Below are 26,827 nucleotides of genomic sequence, written 5' to 3'. Positions count from 1 at the left end.
CTATGCTTACGACAAATGACAAGGAGGTGCAGGTTGAAGTTTAACGATCTGCGGATAGGTACGCTGGGTGGTAGTCTCTGTTCGATATGGGCCTCGATTTCATTGGGTGATGTCTTGCAGACAGTATTGACAGCTATAGTGGGGACCTGTGTCAGTGTTGTGCTGAGTAGGGTACTTGGTAGATGGAGGAGGAGGCGCTATCCGTTGGCTTAGGACTATCGCCTCACAAAAATCGTTTTAATATTTGCGTTTTTATGCTATTCTTGAAAGCTATAGTTTGATATCCATCAAAAATGATGGTGATTGAGTGTGTTATAAAATAGCGTGTTATGTATATTTTGTAACTAATCTGATGTTTTATATAATTAATTTGCGTTTTCTTGCGTATTTTATTTTTTATGCTTATTCTTACAGAAGAAAAGGAATGACAATTACATTCCTATTTACATGATTATAAACCCCATATAACCTCATTATACCAAATAAAGATTTAAAAGAAAGTCGGGTTATGTGGATGATCTCATAAATATGAAAACAGTTAAAATTATCTTCAGCTTTTGCATCGTCCTGTTACTCACCTATCCTCTTGTTGCACAAATCCGTACAGGCGCTGATCAAACATCCGAATATATCAGTTATTTGAAAGGAAAAAGAATTGGGATGGTGGTTAATCCTACATCACGAATCGGAGATGAATCCAGTGTGGATAGCCTGATTGCACTTGGTGTTAATATTGTCAAAGTTTTTGGCCCGGAACATGGTTTTCGTGGTGACGTAGGCGCGGGGGTAAAAGTTACGGATGCCATTGATCCAGCGACAGGTGTTAAAATAGTTTCTTTATACGGCAAGACCAATAAACCCACAAAAGAGATGTTGGCAGATGTCGATCTGATGATTTTTGATATTCAAGATATTGGTGTTCGCTATTTTACGTATATCGCGACGATGCATCGCGTCATGGAAGCTTGTGCGGAACAGGGAAAAGAACTTTTGATTCTAGATCGACCAAACCCCAACGGATACTTTATCGATGGACCAATATTGGATATGGCGTATAAATCGGGAATCGGCATGCACCCTGTGCCCGTCACCCATGGTATGACGGTCGGGGAATATGCGCAGATGATCAATGGAGAAGGATGGCTCGCAAATGGTGTTCAATGTAACATCAAGATTGTTCCCGTAGCAAACTATAGCCATGAGATGGAATATATACCACCTGTAAATATGTCTCCGAATATCAATACCTATCAGGCTGTTTTGTTATACCCCTCGACTTGCTTATTTGAAGGTACGGTGCTCAGTGAAGGGCGAGGCACATTGTTTCCATTCACCGTTATTGGTGCTCCTGAATTAAAGGGGAAATATGACTTTACGTTTACGCCAGTCAGCATCCCAAATATGAGTGCGACACCAATTCACCTGAATGAACTGTGCTATGGCTTGGACTTAAGAACTGTTGATCTACAAAAATTAAGAGCATCAAAGCAGATTGACCTTTCTTGGTTGATCGAGACGTATCAGAACTATCCGAATAAAAAAATATTTTTTGATGCCAAGCAAAGTAAAGAAATTGTGGTATTTGATAAGTTAGCGGGTGGACCTGCGCTACGGGAGGCCATTAATGAGGGGATGTCTGCAGATGAAATTCGTAAAAGCTGGGCACCAGGCCTGGAGACCTATAAAGCGATGAGAAAGAAATATTTAATTTATCAATAAGTTTAGCAGGTTAGGAAGTTAATGTGTAGGATTGAAATTCGCCATTGTAAAAATTGAAATACGTATCCTAAAAAAAGCCTTCTCAATGCATTGCGAAGGCTTTTTTTAGGTCCTCTTTTATATTAGTTCGCTGTCAATGCGATTGCATTCAGTTGATGGGGAAATATGCTGATGAGACGTTAGCAAACTCAAAATAGAAGTAAGGAATTCTTTGTTATTATGATGCGAGCGTTTATTTGCATTATATTACGATTTGCAAAATAGTAACTTTTAAATTACCTTTGTTTATGAAAGTCAGAGAAGTAATTGCTTTTAAAAACTATTTTGAGGATTTTTTGTTGGAGCAACCACAGAAGGTTCAAGATAAGATCTTTAAAATTATTGAAGCTATTGAAACTCTCGAACGTGTTCCGTCTAATTATTTGAAGCATTTGGTTGGAACTGAAGGACTTTATGAAGCGCGTATTCAGCTTGGTACAAATATTTGGCGAGTATTTTGTTTTTTCGATGGAGATAAGTTAGTTGTTTTGAGTAAATGAGTATGGAAACTAAAAGTTGGAAAGAGATAAAAGATGCAGTTTACGGTGAGGTCGGGACAGAAAGAAGAGATGAACTTGAAAGAGATTTTTCATCATTTCAGATTGGTTTATTACTAAAAAAGGCACGTGAGGAAAAGCATCTAACGCAATTAGAACTCGCTGAGTTGGTGGATAAGAAGCGGGAGTATATTTCTAAAATTGAAAATAATGGAAGTAATCTTACTCTTAAGACGTTATTTGATATTGTAGAAAAGGGCTTAGGTGGTAAAGTCAAAATTTCTATAGAACTTTAGCATAAATTCGATACAGCGTTTATCGATGTGCCCAGTTCATTTGATTCGTGAAACTGAGATTTAAATATACGTGCAATATAATAAAAAAGCGTGTAACTGTTTTACCGTTACACGCTTTTTTTGAATTCGTTTCTAATTTGATAGTATCATATGATACTATCAAATTAGAAACGAATTGGATGAACTAAATTAGTTCGCTGTCAATGCGATTGCATTCAGTTGTCGCGATGTGCCATCAGGACCTACAGCGACGATGTTATCGAATATAACACGTGTGCCGGGTACGATGGCGTTCAGCGCTGATGCCATACTTGAGCTCAATTGGTTGCCAGAGGTCGATAAGACAACGGCATCAGCGCGGGGCTTAGCCAATATCATCGTAAATTTGGTAACCTTAAATTTAGCGTCAAAATCAAAGTTCTCCAGAGTGGCAAATACGGCATTTTGAGCTTTAAGGGCTACAGTTGCCATATTACCGCCTGTTTTACCTGCAAACTTAGCGATAGGATCTGGAATGCGTTTTACACGGAATTCGGTCGTACTCAACGTCTGCATTTTTCCTGGTGCTACTTCAGCAGCAATAGTGATACGTGCTGTTCCTGGTGATGAAACTCGTGCGTTATATTTACCGCCCGAACCTGAAAGGCTACCGCCTGTTATGTTCACTTTTACTTTATCTGTAGGCGTACCTGCAGCCGAAACTGAAAGTGGATTGTCTACACCGATATACAAGACATTCATCTTGTCTGGTGATACCACCGCCGATGGCCGCGCTACCTGATAGGTCTGTGTGGTCGTACGATACTCTTTCATAGAGCCATCAGTTTGTTTGACCTGTACAACTCCTGTCCAAGAAAATATACCTTCTTTATTCGTTGGTACCGTGTAGACTCCTTTACCGTCGACAATTTGTAATGCCGATCCATTCACACTGATCGCTGGTTGTGACTTTGAGTCGGATGCGGTTAAGAATACTTCAGCTTTATAGGGTTGTCCTTGTACTAAATACGAAGTTGGGGCAACCGCAACTGCCGCAAACTTATCCAGGTTAACAATTGCTTGATCCATTTTACCCAAGATCAATTTTACAACATCTGATTCCGCATTTTGTGCGTCTGTCTGTATTTTTGTAAGGATGGTCATCGCTGCCGTTAGCGGCGTACCATTACCGAAATTGATTTCTTCCCAGGTTTTCTTCCCATTTAATGCTTTTTCAGGATCCGATGCATCAAGCGAAAAGGAAACGCTTTTTTGTCCTTCAGGGCCTAGAAGTGTAAGCAGTTTGGTGCGGGTTTCATTGATCTTGTCTTTCAGAACAAGGCCCTTTTTCTCGTTGATCATGAGGTTCGGAGAGATGTCTTCGTTCTCCCGCATCACTAGATCTCCGGTTTCGCTGTCGTAACCGCCACCTTGTTTGGACAATTCCTCTTTCAGGCTATTGATATAGGTATTCAGGTCGCCAATGATGGCCTGTGCCTGTTTTGCTTTATCGTATATCGGCTTTGCGCGTGCTGGTTCTTCCTTCAGTTTGGTGTTTTCAAATGACGTAAACAATTGCTGCACCGCATTGTTGACATTCGACCGGGAAGTTTCCAGGCTATTGTTGATGTTTTTAAATGCATCCAAGATGGTATCGGGTACATTCAGCGCCAGTAGCGCCAGTAATACCAGATAAAGAATGCTAATCATTCTTTGTCTTGGAGTTTCTCTTCCTAATGCCATTTTTGTTGAATTAAATTATACAAGGATGAATTATACTCGAGGTTGGTTCATGGCACTTAACATATTGCCATAAATCGCATTCAATGCGTTTAGGTTTTTTGCAAGCTTGCCCACTTCTTCTTTAAATGCCTTGGAATCGTCCAAAGATTCGTTGAAGTTTTGCATCGTATAACTTAAATTTTCATAAAACTGATTCATGGATTTGAGGTGTGAAGCAGAGTCTTGAAGCTCACGCTCGTACATCCCGTTCAACTGTTGCAAATTGCCGGTCAGTTTTTGAACCTGATCATGGTAACTTGTCGTATCGGCTGAAGAGTTGGACATTTGAACCAAATTAGCAGATGCTTTTTCAAACGCTTGGCTCATGTGGTCGAATTTTGAAGTCGCCAATTTTAGCTTTTGAGTGAAATCTTCTGTCGCCAGCGATACATCTGAAATCTTATTGATGGCTGACATCTTTTCACTAAAGTCACGTAAGCCTCTACCTAGATTTTCAATCGATGCGGGTTCTATATTTGCATCAGCAAACATTTTATCTAACGCTACAGTTGCTGATGGACCTGCTTGTTGGTTGACAACTGCTGCGCCACGGACAGGGCGCTCACCTGTAAAATTATCGTCCAATTCCGGATAAACACGACTCCAATCTGGTTCTTGCGGAGGAGGATTGAATCCCATCAGGAAGAAGAGAAATGCCTCTACGCCTAGACCAATACCGATCATGTAGTTGGCATAGGAACCTCCTATGTGTAATATTTTGAATAGTACCCCGATGATGACGATACTCGCCCCCCAAGAAATAGCGACATTTAGCCATCTTGAATTGTCTTTTCTTTTGCTCATAGTTTTAATTGCTTGTATGTATAGAAAGTTGATTGATTAACAAAAGTTGAATATTGTTTGTTTTATATTATGCGTTGCTATTTATAGCTAATCCTTATCGATGCCTAAAAATTTTGAATAGGTATGTACGATAGGAAATAGAAGCACTTCTTGCGGTGCATACTTAAAGTAACGTTTAAAATTGGCCCATAGTCTATGGCCCCCTTCAGGATGTACGGAAATAACTGAAGTCTTACCACCCTCGAAACGAGCATCATGCTGGCCAAAATTTTCGGAATACCAGATTTCATCCATCATCCAGTCGGCATCCTTTTCTTCAGGATAAGGAATAGAGTGATCCCTTGTTCCATAATCCGATGCGCACTAATTGAAAAAAAAACGTCCCTGAGCCTGTTGTCCATAAATTGTAATGTAATTGTCATGCCAAAAATAACTATTTTTTTCACCATTAGTAGCATAACAACTCTGAAAGATAGAAAAATGCCTAATCTTTGAGTAGGAAAATATGTTATAAAAATGCACCGGTAAAAATTGAAATTTGCCTCGTCTTATGGTGATAGGTGGACTTGGTGTAGGAAGAATCGTGAACATAGCCATATCACCTGTTCTTGGGTACTCTAAAAGTGAGCTGGTCCAAATGGGTATCCTTCCTAATAGAAGGTCCAAGGATGAAATACCTAAACCTCCTTTTTGTCAAAATAAAAATAAACACAATCGATTGCGTTTATTAGGGTCTTTTTATTTGATTTTTTTTCCGTAGTTTGTGTCACAATGACTTCAAGTCATAATATAAACCAAACACAATTATATCATAAGATTATGAAAAGAAAGATTACTAAACCTTTTTTCGTAACTAAATTTTATCCAATTACATCTGCTTTAATGCTGGCATTGGCTCTGTTCAACCAAGTGTAAAATTCACATCTGCTGACTTTAAACACATAACACACTTTCCCGACAGGAAACATCGAACGGTGATTCTTTATGAACCCGAATATTTACTGTCGTTCTTGGAGAAAATGCCTACAGCCTTTTTTGATACGTCCCATATATCACGTATCGAGATAGTTTAAAATATCGCGTTCCATTTGCGTTTCCCGAAGCTCTTTTTTTAATTGAGCTAGTTCTTGTTCCGCTGCGCTCAAAATTAATTTTCCGTTACCGGGGAAGCTGGAGGTCTACCTTTTAGAAAACTCTTTTCGTCAAATGTATAATAACGAGGGTTTTATGTCCAATTATTTGGACAAGGCACCAATATCACTCCGGGTATTACTCAGTTCAACACTCATCGGTTTAAACTCCTTCGGGTATGCTTTTCTTTCTCGTGACATAATTTTTGTTAAGATATATAATTAACTCTCTGTCTGCCCAAATGTAGCAATTCCATGTTACACCATATCGCACAATAGACTAATATAAACCATGATTATAATCTACTCATTATGAGAAGAACCCTATCATTTTGATAGCGGTTTTTGTTTGTTATAAAGCATGAGTAAGTTATATGTGGTTGATTGTAAGTGTTTTGTGTGTTTTGTTTTAATAGCGGTATGCCATTTGGCATTTAAGATAACAAATAGTATTTAAAATGAAACAACAAAACATAAAATGGAAACCTCATAAAGACCTCCTTCGTTTTCAAATTGACTTAAATCATCCCGTTGTTGCTTTCTGTATTGGTATTGATTTTCGGAGCAATTATGAAATAAATAAGTGTGGTATAATCATAAATTTTTAAAAAAAATGATAACAATAATTTTAGTATTGGCAGGTTTAGCCTGCTTTGGTCTGTTTTTTAAGTCAATTGATTTCTTTGAAAAAATCTAATCGGAAAATGAAAACAAAAATCATCAATACCATTCGTCAATGGACTCCTGAAGCTGCTGATCCTATTGCGAAGATTGAACATGAAGAAGATACAGTAGCAAACGATCTAATACTTAACAGGTTGGTAGATATATGTCTTCAAAAAATTTACTCAGGCTCGGTAACCGAAATGGAGCGTGTACAGGAAATTGCAAAGGTGGTTAACCTTCTCTATCAGGAAGGTAACCAATATACACGAAATGCGATTGAAAATGAGTTTTTAACGGCATTGTCTTTTGAAGAAAGTCCAGGGAGCCTTAAAAAGCATTTGGAGCTATTTCCTGTTGAATTAAGAAAAGGATATATAAAAACAATTTTAGAGAACTAATGGAAAGAATAAACGAGAAAAAGGCAAGCGATTACTTAGAAATTCAGTATGTGGAAATTAAAGAGGAAATACATAAATTGTCTGCCCATAAAAATTTTGCAGGCGTATTTCAGGCAATCGTCAACCATATTAATCTGTTACTTTCCACAGGACAGATAGAGAAAATTGGGTTAAAGCTTAAGCTTATCGGTTGGCTATACAGAAGGGGAAATGAATATGTAAGGTATATCATTGAGAATTTGTTCGTTCGCTCTTTTGAAGGAATGAAAAAGCGATGTACCGCAGAACAATGGATTTATATGTATCAATCCATTCCTAAGAACTTAAAGAATGTTTACCAGCTTCAGAATACAAATTGTTTAATACAAAAAATAAGTCTATGACAGCATTATTCATAATAGCTATAGGTGTATTTGTTTACATCTGCTACGTATTGCTCAAACCAGAGAAATTTTAAAACATACTCTTTTTTATCTCAAATTATCTATTTGATGTATTAAAGTAAAGATTCTAATAACATAAATACAACAAATGAAAAAGATAATAAATGAAAAATGTAAACCGAATTGCTTTGGTATTCCTGATTGTATTGGCATTGGTCAGTCCGTTCGGATAGATGTTTAAAACCATATTTAATTAAAAAAAATGAATACAGAAATTTTAGGAATTATAGTAATGTTCACCCTCTCGATATTGTTAGCAATACCGTTCGGGAAATACATTGCAAAAGTTTATGCTGGCGAAAAAATGCTTCTAGACAATATCTTTAGCCCTTTGGAAAGATTTTTCTATAGAATCAGCGGTATAAATCCGCAAATAGAAATGACATGGAAACAACAGATGGCAGCATTATTAACCATCAATATGGTTTGGTTCCTGCTAGGTGTGCTCATATTGATGACTCAAGGAAGTTTACCATTAAATCCAGACAACAATCCAAGCATGTCTGCAGATTTGGCATTTAATACTACCATTTCTTTCGTGGTAAACTGCAACCTGCAGCACTATTCTGGTGAATCGGGGCTGAGTTATCTGGGCCAATTCTGGTTGATGTTCTTACAATTTGTAAGTGCTGGAACAGGAATGGCTGCTGCGGTAGTGGTATTTAGAGCATTTAGGGATAAATCAGCAACTTATTTGGGCAATTTCTATAATTATTTTGTAAAGTCTTGTACCCGAATCTTATTGCCTGTGTCGTTTATTGTAGCTATTATCTTGACTTTCCAGGGAACGCCAATGACATTTGAAGGAAAGGATACAATTATCACTTTGCAAGGAGATACGGTAGAAGTTTCCAGAGGACCGGCCGCAGCTTTTGTCTCTATTAAACATGTAGGGACAAATGGTGGTGGATTCTTTGGTGTAAACTCGGCACACCCATTTGAAAATCCCACTTACCTATCTAATATGGTTGAAATGATAGCACAGCTTATTGTGCCATTAGCAATGATATTTGCATTCGGATATTTTATAAAAAGAAGAAAATTATCATGGATGATATTTGGCGTAATGACAGCTGGCTTCTTAATGCTTGCTCTACCAAATATCAATATGGAAATGAGCGGTAACCCGGCAATTGAAGCAATGGGGATAGACATTTCTCTAGGGGCAATGGAGGGGAAGGAAATAAGAATAGGAGCACCAGCATCTGGGTTTTGGAGTATTGTGACCACTGTAATATCAACAGGGTCGGTCAATTCAATGCATGATAGTACTATGCCATTGTCAGGCATGAACGAGCTGCTAGCTATGATGATCAACTCTTTTTATGGAGGTGTGGGTGTTGGAATTTTAAATTTCTTTGTTTTCATTATACTAGCTGTATTTATCAGCGGATTAATGGTAGGAAGAACACCAGAATTTTTAGGCAAAAAAGTGGAAGCCCGGGAAATGAAAATTGCAATGATTATTGCATTACTGCATCCCTTCTTGATTTTAGTAGGAACAGCATTGGCTACCTCACTACCACAATATACAACAGAATCCCTAAATAACCCTGGATTCCACGGTTTAAGTGAAATGCTTTATGAATATACGTCATCATCGGCAAACAATGGTAGTGGTTTTGAAGGATTAGGAGATAACACACTTTGGTGGAATATCAGTACAGGATTTGTACTCATTCTTTCTCGATTCTTACCTATTATTGGCCCAGTAGCAATTGCAGGATTATTGGCACGAAAGAAATACATCCCTGAAGGCGACGGAACATTGAAAACAGATACCGTAACGTTTGGGTTAATTATTTTTGTAGTAATAGCTATTATTGCCGCTTTGGCATTCTTTCCGGTATTGGCTTTAGGACCTATAGCTGAATATTTTTCACTTTATTAAAAAAATTAGAAATGAGCAAGAATACATCATTGTTTCAAAAAGATATGATTCAGGAGGCCTTGATACAGTCTTTTGTGAAACTTAATCCGAAAACAATGTTTCGAAATCCCGTAATGTTTACAGTTTGGATAGGAACATTAGTTATGTTATTTGTTTCTCTATGGACCCTGATGGGTGTACACAATCAAGGTAGCTTTGGGTATAACTTTATGGTTTTTATCGTTTTATTATTGACTTTACTGTTTGCCAATTTTGCAGAAGCAATTGCAGAAGCTCGAGGAAAAGCTCAAGCAGATAGCTTACGTAAAACGAGAGAAGAAACTCCCGCAAGATTACAGAATGGCCAAACTATATCGTCCGCCCAATTGAAAAAAGGAGATATTTTCGTTTGCGAAGCAGGAGACCTCATTCCATCTGATGGTGAAATTATCGAAGGTTTGGCTACCATTGATGAAAGTGCGATTACTGGGGAGTCAGCTCCTGTAATTAGAGAATCTGGTGGTGATAAAAGTTCGGTAACTGGTGGTACTAAAGTGTTATCGGATAAAATTGTAGTAAAAGTAACCACCGAACCGGGCCAAAGTTTCTTAGATAAAATGATTGCATTGGTAGAAGGAGCTTCTAGGCAAAAAACACCTAACGAAATCGCATTGACGATTTTATTAGCTGGCTTTACATTAGTATTTGTAATCGTTTGTGTTACCCTGAAACCGTTTGCTGATTACGCCAATGTAAACATCACGATCGCATCCTATATCGCGCTCTTTGTTTGTTTGATACCAACTACTATTGGTGGTTTGCTTTCAGCTATTGGTATTGCCGGAATGGATAGAGCTTTGAGAGCCAACGTAATTACTAAAAGTGGGAAAGCTGTAGAGACAGCGGGAGATATTGACGTATTGTTGCTTGATAAAACAGGAACAATCACTATCGGAAATCGTAAAGCAACACATTTTTATACAGCTGATGGAATTGATGAAAAGAGATTGATTAAAGCTGCTGTTCTGAGTTCAATGTCTGATGAAACACCCGAAGGTAAGTCTATTATAGAATTGGCAGGTATTAATCCGCTGAGCTATGAGGTCAATAATCCTAAGTTTATAAAATTTACAGCAGAAACACGTAGTTCTGGAATCGATTTTAGCCAAAAACGAATTCGTAAAGGAGCAACAGATGCGATTAAAAATTTAGTAATTCAGGCAGGAAACATATTTCCTGTTGAAGTAGAAGAAAAAGTCAAGGTTATTTCACAAAACGGTGGAACACCATTGGTAGTTTCGGAAAACGAGATTGCTTTAGGTGTTATAGAATTACAAGATATCATTAAACCAGGTATTCATGAACGATTTGAACGCCTTCGTAAAATGGGTATCAAAACGGTAATGGTAACGGGAGATAATCCGTTAACAGCAAAATTTATTGCTGAAAAAGCTGGAGTAGATGATTTTATCGCAGAAGCAAAACCTGAAGATAAGATGAACTATATCAAGAAAGAACAAGATGCAGGCAGACTAGTCGCTATGATGGGCGACGGAACCAATGATGCACCAGCTTTGGCTCAGGCTAATGTAGGTGTAGCAATGAACAGTGGAACACAAGCAGCCAAAGAGGCAGGCAATATGGTAGATTTAGATAACGACCCTACCAAACTTATAGAAATCGTTGAAATTGGCAAGCAACTTTTGATGACGCGCGGAACACTTACCACATTTAGTATTGCCAATGATGTGGCTAAATACTTCGCCATTATTCCGGCTTTGTTTATCACAGCAATTCCAGCTTTACAGGCTTTGAATATTATGAAGTTACACAGTCCGGAAACAGCAATTTTGTCTGCTGTTATTTTCAATGCCATTATTATTCCGATGCTGATTCCTTTAGCACTCAAAGGTGTCGCTTACAAACCTATAGGTGCCAGTGCATTGCTTCGTCGGAACCTTTTGATATTTGGTCTCGGAGGTGTTTTAGTTCCGTTTGTTGGAATTAAAATTATAGATATGGCGATATCCATTTTCTTTTAATCATTCATACATAAAAATAAAATAATGAAACAATATATTTTGCCTGCAATTAAACTCACCGGTATAATGATGCTTTTTTTTACGGTCATATATCCATTTGCCGTTTGGGGTATTGCACAGTTTTCTCCTAATTCAGGAAAAGGAGAAATTATGGAACACAAAGGAAACAAGCAGTATGCTAATATAGGTCAGTCTTTTACAGAAGATAAGTACTTTTGGTCACGTCCTTCTGCCGTTGATTATAATGCTTCTGGCTCTGGAGCCAGCAATAAAGGCCCCTCTAATGAGGAATATCTTAAGGAAGTGCAGGCCCGGATTGATACTTTTTTAGTACACAATCCTGCAATAAAAAAATCCGAAATCCCTGTGGATTTGGTTACGGCAAGTGGTAGTGGTTTAGATCCAAATTGCTCTGTACAAGCTGCCAAAGTTCAGGTAAAAAGAATTTCCAAAATTAGAAATATCGATGAAGCTAAACTTATCGAATTGATAGCGCAACAAACGGAAAAACCGCTGATAGGATTGTTCGGCCCAGAAAAAATAAATGTCTTAAAATTGAATGTTGCATTAGATGAATTAAATAATTGATGTTTAATAAATAAAAAAATGAAAAAAATCATAATGTACTTCACTATAGTGCTGGGATTAACAGGACGTGTATTGGCGCAGGAAACAGAAAAGAAAGCATTAACGATCAGTGGGTATGCAGAGGTGTATTATCAGCAAGATTTTAACAACCCAAAAAGTAATGCTAGACCGACATTAGTGTACAGCCATAATAGAAATAACGAAGTAAGTTTAAATTTAGGTTTGATAAAAGCGGCCTACGAAACCAAAAATGTAAGAGCTAATTTTGGTGTTGGTGTAGGTTCTTATATGAATGCCAATTACGCAGCCGAAGAAGGTGTTTTAAAAAACATTTATGAAGCCAATATTGGTGTAAAACTATCAAAGCGTCATAATTTGTGGTTAGATGCGGGAATTTTACCTTCTCATATTGGTTTTGAAAATGCTATTGGAACGGATTGCTATACATTAACCAGAAGTATGATGGCTGAGAATTCGCCTTATTTTGAAACTGGTGCAAAATTATCATATAGCTCAGCTAACGAAAAATGGGATTTGGCTGTTTTGGTTTTAAACGGTTGGCAAAGAATTCAAAGAGTAGAAGGTAATAGTACACCTGCTTTTGGGCATCAATTAACATTTCGTCCAAGCGAAAAAATCACTTTAAACAGTAGCTCATTTATTGGAAATGATATGCCAGATGGACAAAAGAAAATGCGTTATTTTCATAACCTTTATGGGCAATTTGAATGGAGTAGTAAACTTGCAATAGTTGCAGGATTTGATATTGGAGCACAACAAAAAGAAAATGGCAGTAGCGGTTATAATACATGGTACACACCGGTAATTATTGCCAAATATGCGCTATCAGAAAAGGTAATTATCGCGGCAAGAGGTGAATATTATCATGATAAAAATGAGGTGATTATTTCACCAAGAACAGAAAATGGCTTTCAGACTTTTGGTGCTTCGTTGAATGTGGACTATCAAATTTTACCTAATTTGGTTTGGCGTACCGAAATGAAAAGCTTGGACAGTAAAGATGCGGTTTTTCTAAACAGAGATGGGGATATGAAAAAAGACAACGCAATGGCGATAACTTCGTTGGCCATACGGTTCTAAATAATTCTATTTATAACAATTCCCCTTTACAATATTTGTAAGGGGAATTTGTAAAGTTATAATGGCAAATATATTTTATGGACTTTGCTTCGCTGCTACTTCGTGGTAGTGGCAGACGCACTGTTCGACGGGAAGAAAATCCGCTGCTTAACTATAGTGGATAATTATAGTCGTAAATGTATGGCAATCCATGTTGGGCAGAGTATAAAAGGTTATCAGGTTGTAGAAGTTCTGGAAGAATTGAGGTTGTTTAAAGGAACCAAACCAAAGAAAGTTCAAGTGGATAATGGGTCTGAATTGCAAAGCAATCATGAACTTCAATAAAAACTGACTCGAGTGAATAGTTTATCTCAAAAGAAATGGATAGGTGGGCCTACGAACAAAAAGTTGAACTTGTCTTTTCAAGACCTGGAAAACCAACGGATCATGCGTATATTGAATCGTTCAATGGAAGCTTCCGTGATGGACGAATGCTTAAACACCAATTGGTTCCTTTCGTTGGAGGTTGCCAAGCGGAAAATTGAAGACTGGAGAGACGAATATAACACTTTCAGACCCCATAGCTGTTTAGGGGATTTAACACCTGAAATGCTTATTGAAAATCAGGTCAAAACAGCAAATTTTGCTACTTTAGAATACTCTAGAATTTGGGAGGACGTTATTGGTTTATCGAATTTGAGTAACCTGTTCTTCATTGATCAGTCTTTTGATGTATTGACATTTAAGTCAGCGAAAGATGTAGAGGTCAAGAGTGTGCAGGTAAAAGTTATCAAGTAATATGGGATGATTGGATCATAGATCTCCGTTTTACACATCATGATGAAAAGGCCCGTATGTTAAAGACATACGGGCCTTTTGTTACAAGAGGAATAGTCTGTTTCTTTACGGTTATAATTGCCGGATTAATGGAGTAAAGCTACATTGATAGGGATATTGTGGTTATTTCTACGGCGGTATAACACTTCTTTTGAGCGGAACAGAAGTATGCTTAAATTTCTTTTTTGTATATTAGTGTGATATGGAATTAGCAAATATTACAAAACAGAGACTTGTTGAGGCTCAGAAAAATGGGTATACTGCAATAATTACGAAGTACAATTCTAATCCTTTAGAGCCAGTTTGGATTTTTGAGAAAGTAAAAAAAGAAAAATTATTTCAATTTTCGGAAGAGCTTAATGATACCTTTCAATTGTGTTATCCTATCTCGGAAGCTATTGAAACGGTAGATGAATATCCGTTTATTGGTAAAGTAAAATTACCAGATTAGGATCTAGTAGATTTGAATCTTTTCAACAAGTAAAACCAAGTCATTTAGGCGAGATTAAGCGGCACGTTGAGAAGCTGCAAGAAATAGAAAAATTATAAATATTATTTAAACATAGAAAAGCCGATTGGATGTCCAGTCGGCTTTTTTTATACATTTTTAGTAAAAAATAAACTGAATAATAGCATCCAAAGAGTTGATCTTCTACAATAATAGTAGCAATAAAGGTGTGTGGTTAACTATACAGGGGTTAACAGAGACCGGTGAAGTTATTTATTATAGAAAAAGGATGAATGAGTAAAACTAAATTTTGAAAGCAACATCATGCACTTATGTAAAAAGATAATTAAGATCCTGCTTGCTACCTTATGAAAGATTACGGTTTTCTAAGCAGTTGAACAGCTGAGTTGAAAAAAATATTAGAAACAAATTCACATCGATTTTGGGAGGTAAATCGTGTTGTACAAAATTTCAAATGTTTTTATTTCTGGCCATATATTCTGGATTTGATTGTTATTAAGTATAGTATTTAAGATGTAAAGGCTAACTTTAGCGCTATAATTCGTAAGCATGAATATTCAATTTTTAATTGTTCAAACTGGTTATTTGGATACCATAGATTTTGTTACCCGTATAGCAATAGCATTTGGATTAGGACTATCCATAGGAGCAGAGCGTCAGTGGCGCGACAAGAGCGCAGGGCTTCGCACCAACGCACTTGTTTCCATAGGTGCAGCAGCATACATGCTATTGTCAGTCTATTTATATGGCTCCAATGGTGGCGATCCAGGACGTATTGCAGCACAGATTGTGACAGGTATCGGTTTTCTCGGTGCAGGTGTCATCATGAAAGATGGCTTGACGATACGTGGTCTTAATACTGCAGCTACAATTTGGTGTTCAGCAGCTGTCGGGACATTATGCGGTATGGCATTTTATGTCGAGGCGAGTATTGTGACGGGTGCTATCTTGTTTACCCATATTGCTATGGGCCCCTTCAGTGATTGGTTGGGAGCATTAAAATCCTATAAGAGCAGAAAAGTACAAGAAGCTTTTTATTTAATCAAAGTTGCTTGTAAAATCGAAGATGAAACGGGTATTCGTGGTCATATTGTGAATCAAATTGAAAATACAGATACTTATTTACTCCGATCTGTTTTGCGCAATGTGTCTGTAGAAAACACGAATATCGTCATCCTAAATGTGAAGCTGTCGACAGTGGGTAAAAATGATGGGAAGATTGAGGACCTGATTTTTGAGCTGACTAAGGTAAAACGTGTTCAGGAAGCAAGTTGGTTTTACTTAGGTAATTCGATGGAAAATTAATAGCTGGTTTACATAATTCGTGGCAGTTTTGCCATTTAACCTCCTCGATATCGAGTATTTATAGGTTTGATTTTCCATGACCGCATGAACCTGCTCATGCTGTTCGAGCAGAGTATGCTCGGGTGTCTTATTTAGCTGCCAAGGGAAAAGGTTATGCTATTTATTTGAATGCTATTTGGGACTTCCTGACTTGTGATACGTTTAGGTGTGGTTTTTCGAAACCGCAAATGATATGTGGGCAATAGCAGGTCTACCAAAAAAGGCACCTTGTTTTTTGCTATAAGAACGCTTACATTTATAGGAATCCAATTCGTAATTAACCTAATCCTATGATTGATTTTACATCTTTATCTGAAGAACAACTTGTTCTGCTGTTACGAAACGGGGATCAACATGCTTTTAATGAAATCTACAAGCGTCATTGGCGGGGTATATTCTTAGTTGCTAAAAATCGACTGGGAAGTGAAGATGATGGGTATGAGATCGTTCAGAATATTTTTTTGAATCTGTGGCGTAAAGGTCCATTTTTTGAATTGACTAAAAATTTTGCGGTCTACTTTGCAACCGCTACTAAATATGAAGTGCTCAAATTTATAGCTAAACAAGGACATTTAGATCATCATCGTGAGCTGATCCTATTGGAGATGTCCGAGCACGATAATTCGACTATTGACTATCTCGAGACGAAAGAACTCATGGAATCATTGGAACAGTCCGTTCGTTTGCTCCCAGAAAAATGTCAGCTTGTATTTCGCTTGCGTGTTGAGAAGGAATATAGTCAAAAAGAAATTGCGAAAGAACTTGATATCTCTGAAAAAACGGTCGAGGCCCATCTTTCGAAAGCTAGAAAACATATTCGTAACGATTTAAATATGATGACCATTCTACATTTGGTCTGTTATTTTAAATTTTTTTAAGATTGGACTAAGGGATATCTCAGCTTCAAAGGGCTTATTATTATAGACCCCTAGAATTATGACGTATAAACCGAAATCCGAACGATTGAAGTATTTGGCCGACAAATGGCTGGCTGGTACCATTTCCGAGGAGGAAAGAATAGAATTTGATACCTGGTACTCATCCTATGAAGACCATATTGTAACCGATTTTTCTGCCGAAAAGCTGGATTCATTGGAGTCTGACCTATATTTTGATATTCAAAAGAATACAGGGATGAATCATCCGGTTGCATTGCCCCGAAGTACTCCTTTTAAGAAAATGTTTTATTGGGCAGCTTCTATTCTTCTTATTGTCGGCATAGGGGCTTTCATTTACACACGAAAAAGTAGTCAGCCAGCTCTAGGTCATATCCAAGCTAGTGTCATTGTGCCTGGATCGGATAAAGGTAATCTACAGCTGGGTGATGAGTTAGCTTATAATCTTGATGAGCTAGCAGATGGTGTTCTTTTGAGTAGAAGCGGGGTCGAAATCGTCAAAACAAAAGAAGGGGAGATCAATTATGTACTCCGTTCAAAAGAATCATTGGACCCTAATCACATTATTGAAAGCAGTGTCGCGACACCCAATGGTGGTCAATATAAAATCAAACTCAGTGATGGAACACGTATTTGGCTCAATGCGGCCTCAAAGGTGAAGTTTCCGATTGCTTTTATCGGAAAGGAACGTATTGTGGAGTTGCAAGGTGAAGCTTATTTTGAGGTTGCCAAGGATGCCCATAAACCTTTTGTCGTCAAGACTCATAAAGAAGAAATCAAGGTCTTGGGGACGCATTTTAATGTGAATGCTTACCTGGATGAGCCCATTTCTAAAGTATCGCTCTTAGAGGGAAGAGTAGCAGTTTCCGCAAAACAAGGGAACTATAATACCGTGCTTAGTCCGGGTCAGCAGACCTTGAATGGCCCGAAGTCGGTCGAGATAGAGCGTTTTAATCCGGAAGAAAGTATCGCCTGGAAAAATGGTGATTTTATATTCAATAATGAAAGGCTGGATCAAGTCATGCTTCGGGTTGGGCGCTGGTATGATGTACAGGTGGAGGTAGATCCAGAGATTGCCGCCATTCAGATATGGGGATCGATCTCTAAATCGGAGCAGATTGATAAAGTCTTGAGATTGGTTCAACTGACCAATGATCATATTGCTTATAGCATTGAAGGAAGGAGGGTGTATATGGTGCCAAAATAATTACGTTACTTTCTGGCATATAAATAATAAGCTAAGGCAGGTTGAAGGCTGCCCTAGCCGAAATGCAATATGCTACATTGAACAACCCATTAAGTATGACCAATGTAAACCTAATTACAAATCAAATATAATGAAATTAACACCTAATTATGATAAGGGAGACTATCCTAGATATTCTTCCTGCCTTAAATTTTTTATTGTGATGAAACTCATTGCATTATTCATGGTCATGGCTTTGAGTCAGGCTCATGCCTATACCTATGCGCAGCTGCTGACCTTGAAAGGAAAAAATGCGAAGCTTACGGATATATTAAAAGAAATCAAGAAACAAACAAAATACGATGTGATCAGTGAGGCCGGGGTAATCGGCACACTTCGAGTAGCGGAGGTTAACCTGGATAAAGTAGCGCTAGAAAAGGGGTTATCCAGTATATTGACACCGCTATCACTTTCCTTTGTGATAGAACAAAATGCTGTTGTTATTAAACGTGCAACCTCTTTGTCTAAGGTAAAAATGAACAGCGCTGCCGAAGTACAAAAAAGTATAGCAGGAAAAGTAACCGATAGCAAAGGTCGGGCACTAGCGGGAGCGACCATTAAGGTCAAGAATGGGAGCAGTATGTCGACTGACCAGAATGGTGAATTTCAGGTAACGGCTCAAGTAGGGACTGTATTGACGGTGGAATTGATAGGTTTTGAGCCGCAAACATTGACGGTAGGGTCAAATAACAACTACACGATCACGATGGTCGAGAAGGTTGATGCATTGGACGAAGTGGTCGTCGTTGGTTACGGTACACAGAAAAAAGTAAATTTAACAGGTGCGGTCAGTTCAGTGGGATCAGAGGTACTTGAAAATCGTATGGTTACGAACCTCGGTGCCGGTTTACAAGGAGCGGTACCCAATCTGAATATAGGCCTCTCTAATGGTCGACCAGGCGAAGGGGCAAGTTTTAATATCAGAGGATATACTTCCTTAAATGGGGGTGGACCACTCATCTTGGTAGATGGCGTACAGATGGATCCGAATCAGCTTAATCCTCAAGATGTGGAGAACGTAACTGTCTTGAAAGATGCGGCTGCTGCAGCCATATATGGCGCACGTGCTGCATATGGTGTTGTCTTGATCACAACCAAGAATGGGAAGTATGATACAGGTACACGTGTTAATTATTCATTTAATCAAGGTTTTTCAAGACCTACGACTATTCCAAAGACGGTCAATTCATTGGAGTATGTCGATATGTATAAATATGCGGATCTGAGTGGTAACCTTTCGGGAGGTGCTCGTGGATCGGAAGTTTGGACGGATACCGATATTGAAAAAATGAAAGCATATATGGCCAACCCAATTCCTGAAAATGCCGTATACATTGATCCAAGTAATCCTACGCGCTACCGTTATGTGGGCAACACCGATTGGTGGGAGGAGATGTTTCCTGGATGGGCCCCGATGAACGAACACAATTTGGGATTGACTGGTGGTAGTGAGAAAATAAAATACCACACTTCGTTGGGTTATTTAAATCAAGGAGGTTTGTTTAAAGCGGCCAATCAAAAATACAAGCGCTATAATGCCAATATGGGACTGGAGACTAAAGTAACCTCTTGGTTGGATTTGAACGCTAAGTTTCGCTTAAACCGTAAAGAAGATAACAAACCGGCACGATCTGCTGCTATTGAAGGTATCTATGGAGACCGTATTGCGACAGATTTAAGACCTAATATCCCGATTAGACATCCGGATGGTCATTATTCCGGTCAAGGTAATACGACCAATCCTTTTGCTATGAATGAGTATAACGGACGTGAAACCTACCAATCTGATGATGTCTGGTTGACGGGCGGATTTAACCTACACCCGCTTAAAAACTTTAGGGTAATAGGGGATATGACCTGGAACAGTTATAATTATAACAATAAGATCAATATCAAGTCTTTTGATGAGTATGGTGCTGTCCCGGCAGGTATGGATCCTACGAATCCTGCCAATGCTTATCTTGTAGGACCTTATCCACATAACCGTGTGCCTTGGGTTTCGGAAAGCAACTCAAAGGATCGTTATACAGCAATCAATATCTATGCGGAATATGAAAATACCTTTGCTGAAAAGCATTATCTGAAAGCAATGGCTGGATATAATAGAGAAGAGAAGATTTATAGCAGTTTTAGCGCACGTGCAAAAAACCTGTTGAATCAAGATTTTCCATACCTCAATTTAAATAATGATGATAAGCCTATTGTAAGCTCTGTGCCGTTAGATTGGGCGCTTTTAGGGCAGTTCTTCCGCGTTAACTATATCTATGACAATCGTTATTTAATCGAAATTAATGGTAGACATGATGGTTCTTCACGTTTTGCGGCCGATAAGCGTTATGTCTTTAGCCCTTCGGCGAGTGTCGCATGGCGCCTTTCCAATGAAGAGTTTTTAAGCTTCTTGAAACCGACTTTCAACGATTTAAAAATCAGGGCTTCTTATGGTACGCTGCCAAATCAAAGTATTGACTTGAACAGCAATCCGACTAATGGTACACTATACCCCTATATTGCGACGATGCCTTATGGTACGACCAATTACATCTTTGGTAATGCAACACAATCGTATATTACGGCTCCTGGACTTGTAAGCCAATTGTTTACCTGGGAAAAGGTGACTTCGAAAAACATCGGTTTAGATTTTGCCCTGCTCGACAATAAGTTGAGTGGTTCATTTGACTTATACAGCAGAGATACCCGAGATATGTTGGTGGGTGGACAGCCATTGCCAGCGATTTTGGGCGTTGGTGCTCCCAATAGAAATGCGGCAGATCTGAAAACAACAGGCTGGGAGTTTGAAGTGAAATACAACAATAAAATCAACGACTTCAACTATTTTGTAAGTTTTAACATGAGCGACAATAAAGCTAAGATTACGAAATATGACCTCAACCCAACAGGTGAGTTAACGTCGCATTATGTCGGTGAGCAAATCGATGAAATATGGGGGTATACTTCCAATGGACTATACCAAAGTGATGCTGAAGCGAATGATGGATTGAATAAAGAACGCCTTTTTTCGGGTACATGGCTTGGGGGTGATGTTCGCTTTGAAGACGTAAATGGAGATAAAAAAATTGATAATGGTAGTAATACGTTAAGTAATTCGGGTGATATGCGTATCATCGGTAATAAAACTGCACGCTATTCTTATGGTATGCGATTAGGGGGTGATTATAAAAACTTTGATTTATCGGTGTTTTTGCAAGGTGTAGGACGTCGTGATGCAGTAGTTGGTGGTACTTATTTTTATGCATTCGGAGGCGGTGAATGGGATGTGCCGACTAAGAATCAAATGGATTATTGGACGCCAGAAAATCAAGATGCTTATTTTCCGCGTCTTCGTTTTGGCGGGAATGGTAATACCCAAAATTCGACACGTTATCTGCAGGATGCTTCTTATATGCGCATCAAAAATATCACTATCGGTTATTCTGTGCCAAGTTTGATTTTAAAACGGGCTAAAATCGAAAAGATCCGCTTATTTTTCTCTGGCGAAAACTTGTTCACTTTTACCAAGATATTCGACAATTTTGATCCAGAGCAATTAGACAGAACCGCTTATCCATTAAGTAAAAATATCTCCTTCGGAGCTCAAATCACATTTTAGCCATGAAATACAACCTTAAATATTTGAACATATTGCTAGCTTCAGGTCTTTTGCTTAGTCTGAATAGCTGTAAAGATGATGGGTTTTTAGATCGTTTACCTAAGAATCAGTTTAGTGAACCTACTTATTTTAAAACGGAGAACGATTTGAAATTGTTTGCCAATTTATTTTATAATAATCTACCATTTGTGAACAATTATTCGGTCGATAATAATTCGGATAATATGCTCCCTGCTACCTCGAATGCTTTATTGGGAGGCACAGTCTCTGTCCCTTCTACTGGAGGTGGATGGGCAACTGATGATTGGCTTCCAATTCGAAGATGTAACTATTTTCTCAAACGTTATGAGCAAGTGCCATCAACAAATAAGGAGCGCTATGCTGCGGAAGTACGTTTTTTTCGAGCATTATTCTATTGGCAAAAGGTAAGTGCTTTTGGTGATGTACCGTTGGTACTTTCGGATATGGACGATACTTCGGTTGAGTTGTATGGCCCTCGTAACAATCGTAACGAAGTGATGGATCAAGTGTTATTGGACTTAACATATGCCGTGAGTAACTTACCTGAAAAAGGTTCTGAAGAAACCGGTCGATTAAATAAGGACATTGCGAATGCTTTATTGTCACGAATCGCCTTATGGGAAGGTACTTTTCGTAAATATCATGGTCTGGGCGATCCATTACCTGTCTTGCAGGTATCGTTAACAGCTTCTGAGGCATTGATGAGCGATGGAAAGTACCGTTTATATACTACGGGGAACGTCGATAAAGATTATCAAGATCTATTTACGCAGACAGATCTGAAACCAAACCCCGAGTCTATCATGCACTGGGCTTATATTATCGGTACATTGACACAAGGCTATACCCGTACAGCAAACGAAAATAATACAGGTGTCAGTAAGGATCTGATGGATTCTTATTTGTATAAGGACGGAAAACCTAGTGGGTTGACTTCTTATTCAACTGATGATACCGAACCTGCTAAAGAAGCGGATAACAGAGATCCGCGGTATAAACAAACGGTCGCAAGTCCTGGCTTTATCTACCGGATCGGTACGAGTGCTGTTGCACCGCTTGTTTATGGACTTCCTTTGATCGGAACTTCTCAGACATCTAGTGGATATTGGTTAATCAAAGGACGGTCAAGTGATCCTGTTCAAGAGATCGCGAATCAATCGGATATTGATGCTTTTATTTTTAGATATGCGGAGGTATTGCTGAATTATGCTGAGGCGAAGTATGAAATCAATAAAACATTAAGTCAAACGGATCTGGATAAAAGTGTTAATTTACTTCGTGACCGCGTAGGCATGCCTCATTTAACAACAACGGTTGCAGCGGATCCACATGCGGTTGATTATGGGTATGCGATTACGCCTTTACTTTACGAAATTCGTAGAGAGCGACGCATCGAATTGATGGGAGAGGGATTTCGATTTAATGATATCAAAAGATGGAAGGCTGGAAAACTTATCGAAGGTATAAAAACGGTGAGGGGGATGAAGCTAGTTGCGGAATTGAGAAAAAAATATAGTTATGATGTGAGTAAGATTGCGACTGATAATAACGCCCTAATTATTGTGAACACCAACTATACGAACGGTCGTAAATGGAACGATAAATACTATTTTGATCCAATCCCTTTGAACCAGATCAGTCTTACTGCGGGCAAACCAGGAGCCTATGTGCAAAATCCGGGATGGTAATAATTGAATAACTTATATAAAGATTAGAAAATAATGAATTATATCAAGAAAAGTCTAGCGTTAGGGGTGATGACTCTTTTTACAACGTGGCATGTAAATGCCCAGCAAGCTGCTCCAGCGCCCTATGGGGCGCTGCCGAGGGCAGACCAGATTTCATGGCAGAAACTAGGTTACTATATGTTTATCCATTTCGGTCCGAATACATTTACGGATAAGGAATGGGGCGATGGAAAAGAGAATCCGGGTGTCTTTAATCCAACAAATCTCGATGCACGACAATGGGCTAAAACAGCTAAAGATGCTGGAATGAAAGCTATTATTATTACAGCTAAGCATCACGATGGTTTTTGTTTATGGCCGAGTAAATACAGTACGCACACGGTACGTGAAAGCCCATGGAAAGGTGGAAAAGGGGATGTGTTAAAAGACCTTTCTGAAGCTTGTAAGGAATATGGCTTGAAGTTCGGGGTATATTTATCGCCCTGGGACCAAAATCACCCTTCATATGGGACTCCTGAATACAACGATATCTTTGCCAAAACGCTGGAAGAAGTGTTGACTAATTATGGTGATATCTATGAGATGTGGTTTGATGGTGCAAATGGAGAGGGACCGAATGGTAAAAAACAAGTTTATGACTGGCCATTGTTTCGCAGTGTCGTGTACAAGCATCAGCCTCATGCAGTTATATTTAGCGACATTGGCCCTGGAGCACGCTGGATTGGGAATGAGTCTGGTTTTGCTGGTGAAACCAATTGGAGCACGCTAAATACTGATGGCTTTGGAATGGGAAAGGATGCTCCAAAACAAGAAGTCTTAAATACAGGTGACGAAAATGGAAAGTACTGGATACCTGGTGAGGTCGATGTATCGATTAGACCAGGATGGTTCTACAGCCCAGCTACCGATGATAAAGTCAAGACATTAAGCCAATTATTGGGGATCTATTATACCTCAGTGGGGAGTAACGCTAATTTATTATTAAACGTTCCCGTAAGTCGTACAGGACAGATTCATCCGACAGACTCTACCCGATTAATGGAGTTGCGGAAAGTGGTCGATGCGACTTTTAAGACAAATTTAGCCAAAGGAAAAAAAGTACTGGTAAACGCAACGCAAGCAACTCAGCTCTCGGACGGTAATTTTGACACCTATTTTGCTGTAGAAAATGGGGTTAAAAATGCAACAGTAACAGTAGATCTTGGTGCAAAAACAAAGCTTAATCGCTTACTTCTGCAGGAATATATTCCACTTGGCCAACGTGTCAAATCGTTTGAAGTAGCCTACTGGGATGGAAGTAAGTTTGTTGTGTTGGATAAACAAAGTACGATCGGCTATAAAAGGATCTTAAGTTTTCCGACGATACAAACGAGTCGGATTCGGATTACTGTGGAGGCTAATGCATCGCCCGTTCTTTCAGAAATACAAGCTTACTTAGCTCCGGAGGTATTGGATATCCCGCTAATTTATAGAACCAAGGAGGGAGTGGTTTCTATCAAGACGAATAGCCCAGATCCGCTTATAACGTATACTTTAGATGGTGGTGACCCACAGGTAAAGAGTACGCCTTATGATGGGTCTTTTGAATTGAAAAAAGGCGGTATGATCAAAGCTAGGGCCTTCATCAATGGTGGAAAGGAATTTAGTGATATTGTGATGGCTGATTATGATCTTTCGACAGCAGATTGGAAAGTGATAAATGCTAGCGAATCCCGAAAAGGATCGCAAGTGAATAGGGCTTTTGACGGTGATTATAGAACAGGCTGGGAAGCTGAATATGCAGGGGCTTCGGCGAGTTATGAAATAACTCTTGATATGGGAGGAGAATTGGAAATCGATGGGTTTACTTATACCCCGGCTACCAATGGTAACACGAATGGGATTGTGGATAAATATAACTTTTATGTGAGCAAGGACGGTCAGAAATGGGAACGTGTTCTCCATAATAAGACGTTTGGCAATATCAAAAATAATCCAATCAAACAGCAGGTTAAGTTCCCGGCGAAAGAACAAGCACGTTTTATCAAGTTTGAAGCACTTTCTGTAATCGGTGCTGATCAAAATGGGATGAAAATAAATGAAATCGGTGTCATTGTAGACTAGTTACTTGGTATTAAATGTCTAAGGCCAGCAATTTTATTGCTGGCCTTTTTTGAAAATTGTTAGGGGTAGGTGCTACTTTGGTACGGATGGTTTCAATGATCTGTTTTTGCGGATTCTTTTTTACGGATTATATACATGTTTTGGCTGTTGGAAGAATAAAATGCAAAACCATTGGGTGAAATATAAAACGACGGTCTGAAAGTTCTTGCTGGATAAGATGCTGCTAAGACCGTATAAAATCGATCTTTAAAACCGTCAAATTTTTCTTTTTCTACAGCGATATGGGGCACAAAAAAATTAAAATCACGATCTCCGATTTTTGTTTTAAAGAAAGCCTTTCCTCGCCAGTTTGTCACACTAAATCCAGGGTTACCTCCGCCAATATTGTGGCTATATTTTAATTTTTCTTCAGGATGAAAGTGTAAAAAAGTAACGTTTTCGGGTAGGTAGGGATCTTCTTCGCCAGTCCGAAAAACATTATTACGGTAGCGGTTGGCGGTTTCGCTACTATCGAGACTCCGGTATTCTGGCAATTTTTGCCATACCATCTGCCATTGTTTGTCTTGATAAAAGAAGAACTGCCTATAGTAATGCTCATTATTGGTCACATTTTCAAAAAACCAATATGTACAGTCCTTTTTTACCGTTTCAATTTTCTGATATACTTGCTCTTCGGACCAGCTTAGATCGGCATTCAAAACATTGACCATAAGTCTGGTGGTATCGCCGTTTTGTGGCCAAGTGGTATAAAAGGCTTTGTCGTTATTGGTGAAAACCATAAAACCGTCGATAAATTCCGGCCAATATTCATTTTGAGATAAGTGTAAAGTATCTTCCACAGTTCCATTGCTTTTTATCTTATAGTAAAGCATATCGCCTTGGGTTGCCTCATTTTTTTCTGCATCACAAGATACAATCAATTGGTTGTTGACCGATGGAAAAATACGAATGGGATTTGGTGAACTTGAACTGGAGACCTGGGTCTCACAAAACAACTTGACCTCGAAGTTGTCGGAATGGTAATGCTCATTGATTTCTTGAAAATTTTCATATTCTGAAGCCAATGGTTTTTTGTTATGTTCCACTATACCATCACAGGAAGAAAAACAGAACACTAAAAGGACCGTAATTAGTGTATTTAAGGAGGGAAGGATTGTTTTTTTCATCTGCTGTAGTTTATATCATTTTACATGAATTATACCTATCAATAATAACCTGCTTCAAGCATCTTTCCATATTCATTGTTATTTTTTGACTAAAATTATCTAATTTAACATCCTGAA

General features: G+C 38.6%; 21 protein-coding genes and 1 pseudogene. 18 read left to right on the top strand and 4 right to left on the bottom strand.

What is annotated here, in order from left to right:
* The first annotated feature begins 528 nt into the window (after positions 1 to 528).
* The 3 genes from KO02_RS21370 (at position 529) to KO02_RS21360 (ending at position 2,551) form a co-directional block, all read left to right on the top strand.
* Complete coding sequence (locus KO02_RS21370; RefSeq protein WP_038701564.1) at positions 529 to 1,719, top strand: exo-beta-N-acetylmuramidase NamZ domain-containing protein; 1,191 nt, start codon at positions 529 to 531, stop codon at positions 1,717 to 1,719.
* A gap of 287 nt (positions 1,720 to 2,006) precedes the next feature.
* Entirely contained in the window at positions 2,007 to 2,258 is a 252-nt protein-coding gene (locus KO02_RS21365) for a type II toxin-antitoxin system RelE/ParE family toxin (protein WP_081918459.1), read from the top strand.
* Between the two features lie 2 nt (positions 2,259 to 2,260).
* Entirely contained in the window at positions 2,261 to 2,551 is a 291-nt protein-coding gene (locus KO02_RS21360; RefSeq protein ID WP_038703191.1) for a helix-turn-helix domain-containing protein, read from the top strand.
* A 189-nt stretch (positions 2,552 to 2,740) separates the two neighbouring features.
* Here the strand turns inward: KO02_RS21360 and gldM are convergent, their stop codons facing one another.
* From gldM to KO02_RS21345, 3 genes are all read right to left on the bottom strand, one after another.
* Positions 2,741 to 4,273 carry a gliding motility protein GldM gene (gene gldM / locus KO02_RS21355; protein WP_038701562.1) on the bottom strand — a complete coding sequence of 511 codons (1,533 nt, stop codon included), beginning with the start codon at positions 4,271 to 4,273 and terminating at the stop codon, positions 2,741 to 2,743.
* Between the two features lie 30 nt (positions 4,274 to 4,303).
* On the bottom strand, positions 4,304 to 5,116 hold the full coding sequence (gene gldL, locus KO02_RS21350; RefSeq protein WP_038701560.1) for a gliding motility protein GldL: 813 nt from the start codon (positions 5,114 to 5,116) through the stop codon (positions 4,304 to 4,306).
* Between the two features lie 87 nt (positions 5,117 to 5,203).
* Complete coding sequence (locus tag KO02_RS21345) at positions 5,204 to 5,413, bottom strand: hypothetical protein (RefSeq protein WP_038701558.1); 210 nt, start codon at positions 5,411 to 5,413, stop codon at positions 5,204 to 5,206.
* Between the two features lie 1,537 nt (positions 5,414 to 6,950).
* Between KO02_RS21345 and KO02_RS21335 the strand changes: the two genes are divergently transcribed.
* The 15 genes and pseudogenes from KO02_RS21335 (at position 6,951) to KO02_RS21270 (ending at position 25,544) form a co-directional block, all read left to right on the top strand.
* Complete coding sequence (locus KO02_RS21335) at positions 6,951 to 7,310, top strand: hypothetical protein (protein WP_038701554.1); 360 nt, start codon at positions 6,951 to 6,953, stop codon at positions 7,308 to 7,310.
* Positions 7,310 to 7,693, top strand: a complete 384-nt coding sequence (locus tag KO02_RS21330) for a hypothetical protein (protein ID WP_038701552.1) — start codon at positions 7,310 to 7,312, stop codon at positions 7,691 to 7,693. Before KO02_RS21335 ends, KO02_RS21330 begins: the two co-directional genes overlap by 1 nt.
* Positions 7,690 to 7,767: a K(+)-transporting ATPase subunit F gene (gene kdpF, locus KO02_RS24445; protein ID WP_144243430.1), complete on the top strand. Its 78-nt coding sequence runs from the start codon at positions 7,690 to 7,692 to the stop codon at positions 7,765 to 7,767. Before KO02_RS21330 ends, kdpF begins: the two co-directional genes overlap by 4 nt.
* Positions 7,768 to 7,955: 188 nt before the next feature.
* Positions 7,956 to 9,644, top strand: a complete 1,689-nt coding sequence (gene kdpA, locus KO02_RS21325; RefSeq protein ID WP_038701550.1) for a potassium-transporting ATPase subunit KdpA — start codon at positions 7,956 to 7,958, stop codon at positions 9,642 to 9,644.
* An 11-nt stretch (positions 9,645 to 9,655) separates the two neighbouring features.
* Complete coding sequence (gene kdpB, locus KO02_RS21320) at positions 9,656 to 11,665, top strand: potassium-transporting ATPase subunit KdpB (protein WP_038701548.1); 2,010 nt, start codon at positions 9,656 to 9,658, stop codon at positions 11,663 to 11,665.
* Positions 11,666 to 11,689: 24 nt separating this feature from the next.
* Positions 11,690 to 12,253, top strand: coding sequence for a K(+)-transporting ATPase subunit C (locus KO02_RS21315; RefSeq protein WP_038701546.1), 564 nt, complete (start codon positions 11,690 to 11,692; stop codon positions 12,251 to 12,253).
* Positions 12,254 to 12,271: 18 nt separating this feature from the next.
* Entirely contained in the window at positions 12,272 to 13,354 is a 1,083-nt protein-coding gene (locus KO02_RS21310) for a porin (protein ID WP_144243380.1), read from the top strand.
* 108 nt (positions 13,355 to 13,462) lie between these two features.
* A pseudogene (locus KO02_RS24195) lies at positions 13,463 to 13,939 on the top strand (integrase core domain-containing protein); the annotation flags it as partial.
* Positions 13,940 to 14,372: 433 nt separating this feature from the next.
* Entirely contained in the window at positions 14,373 to 14,621 is a 249-nt protein-coding gene (locus KO02_RS21300; protein ID WP_038701542.1) for a hypothetical protein, read from the top strand.
* A gap of 567 nt (positions 14,622 to 15,188) precedes the next feature.
* A complete protein-coding gene (locus KO02_RS21295; protein WP_051960189.1) occupies positions 15,189 to 15,944 on the top strand; it encodes an MgtC/SapB family protein in 756 nt (251 codons plus the stop codon).
* A gap of 329 nt (positions 15,945 to 16,273) precedes the next feature.
* Positions 16,274 to 16,861 (top strand): RNA polymerase sigma factor, encoded by a 588-nt coding sequence (locus KO02_RS21290; RefSeq protein WP_038701540.1) that lies wholly within the window; start codon positions 16,274 to 16,276, stop codon positions 16,859 to 16,861.
* A gap of 58 nt (positions 16,862 to 16,919) precedes the next feature.
* Positions 16,920 to 18,086 (top strand): FecR family protein, encoded by a 1,167-nt coding sequence (locus KO02_RS21285; protein ID WP_038701538.1) that lies wholly within the window; start codon positions 16,920 to 16,922, stop codon positions 18,084 to 18,086.
* A 130-nt stretch (positions 18,087 to 18,216) separates the two neighbouring features.
* Positions 18,217 to 21,732, top strand: coding sequence for a SusC/RagA family TonB-linked outer membrane protein (locus KO02_RS21280; protein WP_200878585.1), 3,516 nt, complete (start codon positions 18,217 to 18,219; stop codon positions 21,730 to 21,732).
* A gap of 2 nt (positions 21,733 to 21,734) precedes the next feature.
* Positions 21,735 to 23,441, top strand: coding sequence for a RagB/SusD family nutrient uptake outer membrane protein (locus KO02_RS21275; protein WP_038701536.1), 1,707 nt, complete (start codon positions 21,735 to 21,737; stop codon positions 23,439 to 23,441).
* 33 nt (positions 23,442 to 23,474) lie between these two features.
* The gene (locus tag KO02_RS21270) at positions 23,475 to 25,544 is read left to right on the top strand and encodes an alpha-L-fucosidase (RefSeq protein ID WP_038701534.1); all 2,070 of its coding nucleotides are present in this window, start codon (positions 23,475 to 23,477) and stop codon (positions 25,542 to 25,544) included.
* A 92-nt stretch (positions 25,545 to 25,636) separates the two neighbouring features.
* On the opposite strand, the gene KO02_RS21265 is transcribed toward KO02_RS21270, so the two are convergent.
* The gene (locus KO02_RS21265) at positions 25,637 to 26,710 is read right to left on the bottom strand and encodes a hypothetical protein (RefSeq protein WP_144243379.1); all 1,074 of its coding nucleotides are present in this window, start codon (positions 26,708 to 26,710) and stop codon (positions 25,637 to 25,639) included.
* Between the last annotated feature and the right edge of the window lie 117 nt (positions 26,711 to 26,827).

This window comes from Sphingobacterium sp. ML3W, assembly GCF_000747525.1.
Lineage (GTDB): Bacteria > Bacteroidota > Bacteroidia > Sphingobacteriales > Sphingobacteriaceae > Sphingobacterium.
Note: the sequence above shows the minus strand (reverse complement) of the source record. Positions and strands in the feature narration are given on the sequence as shown.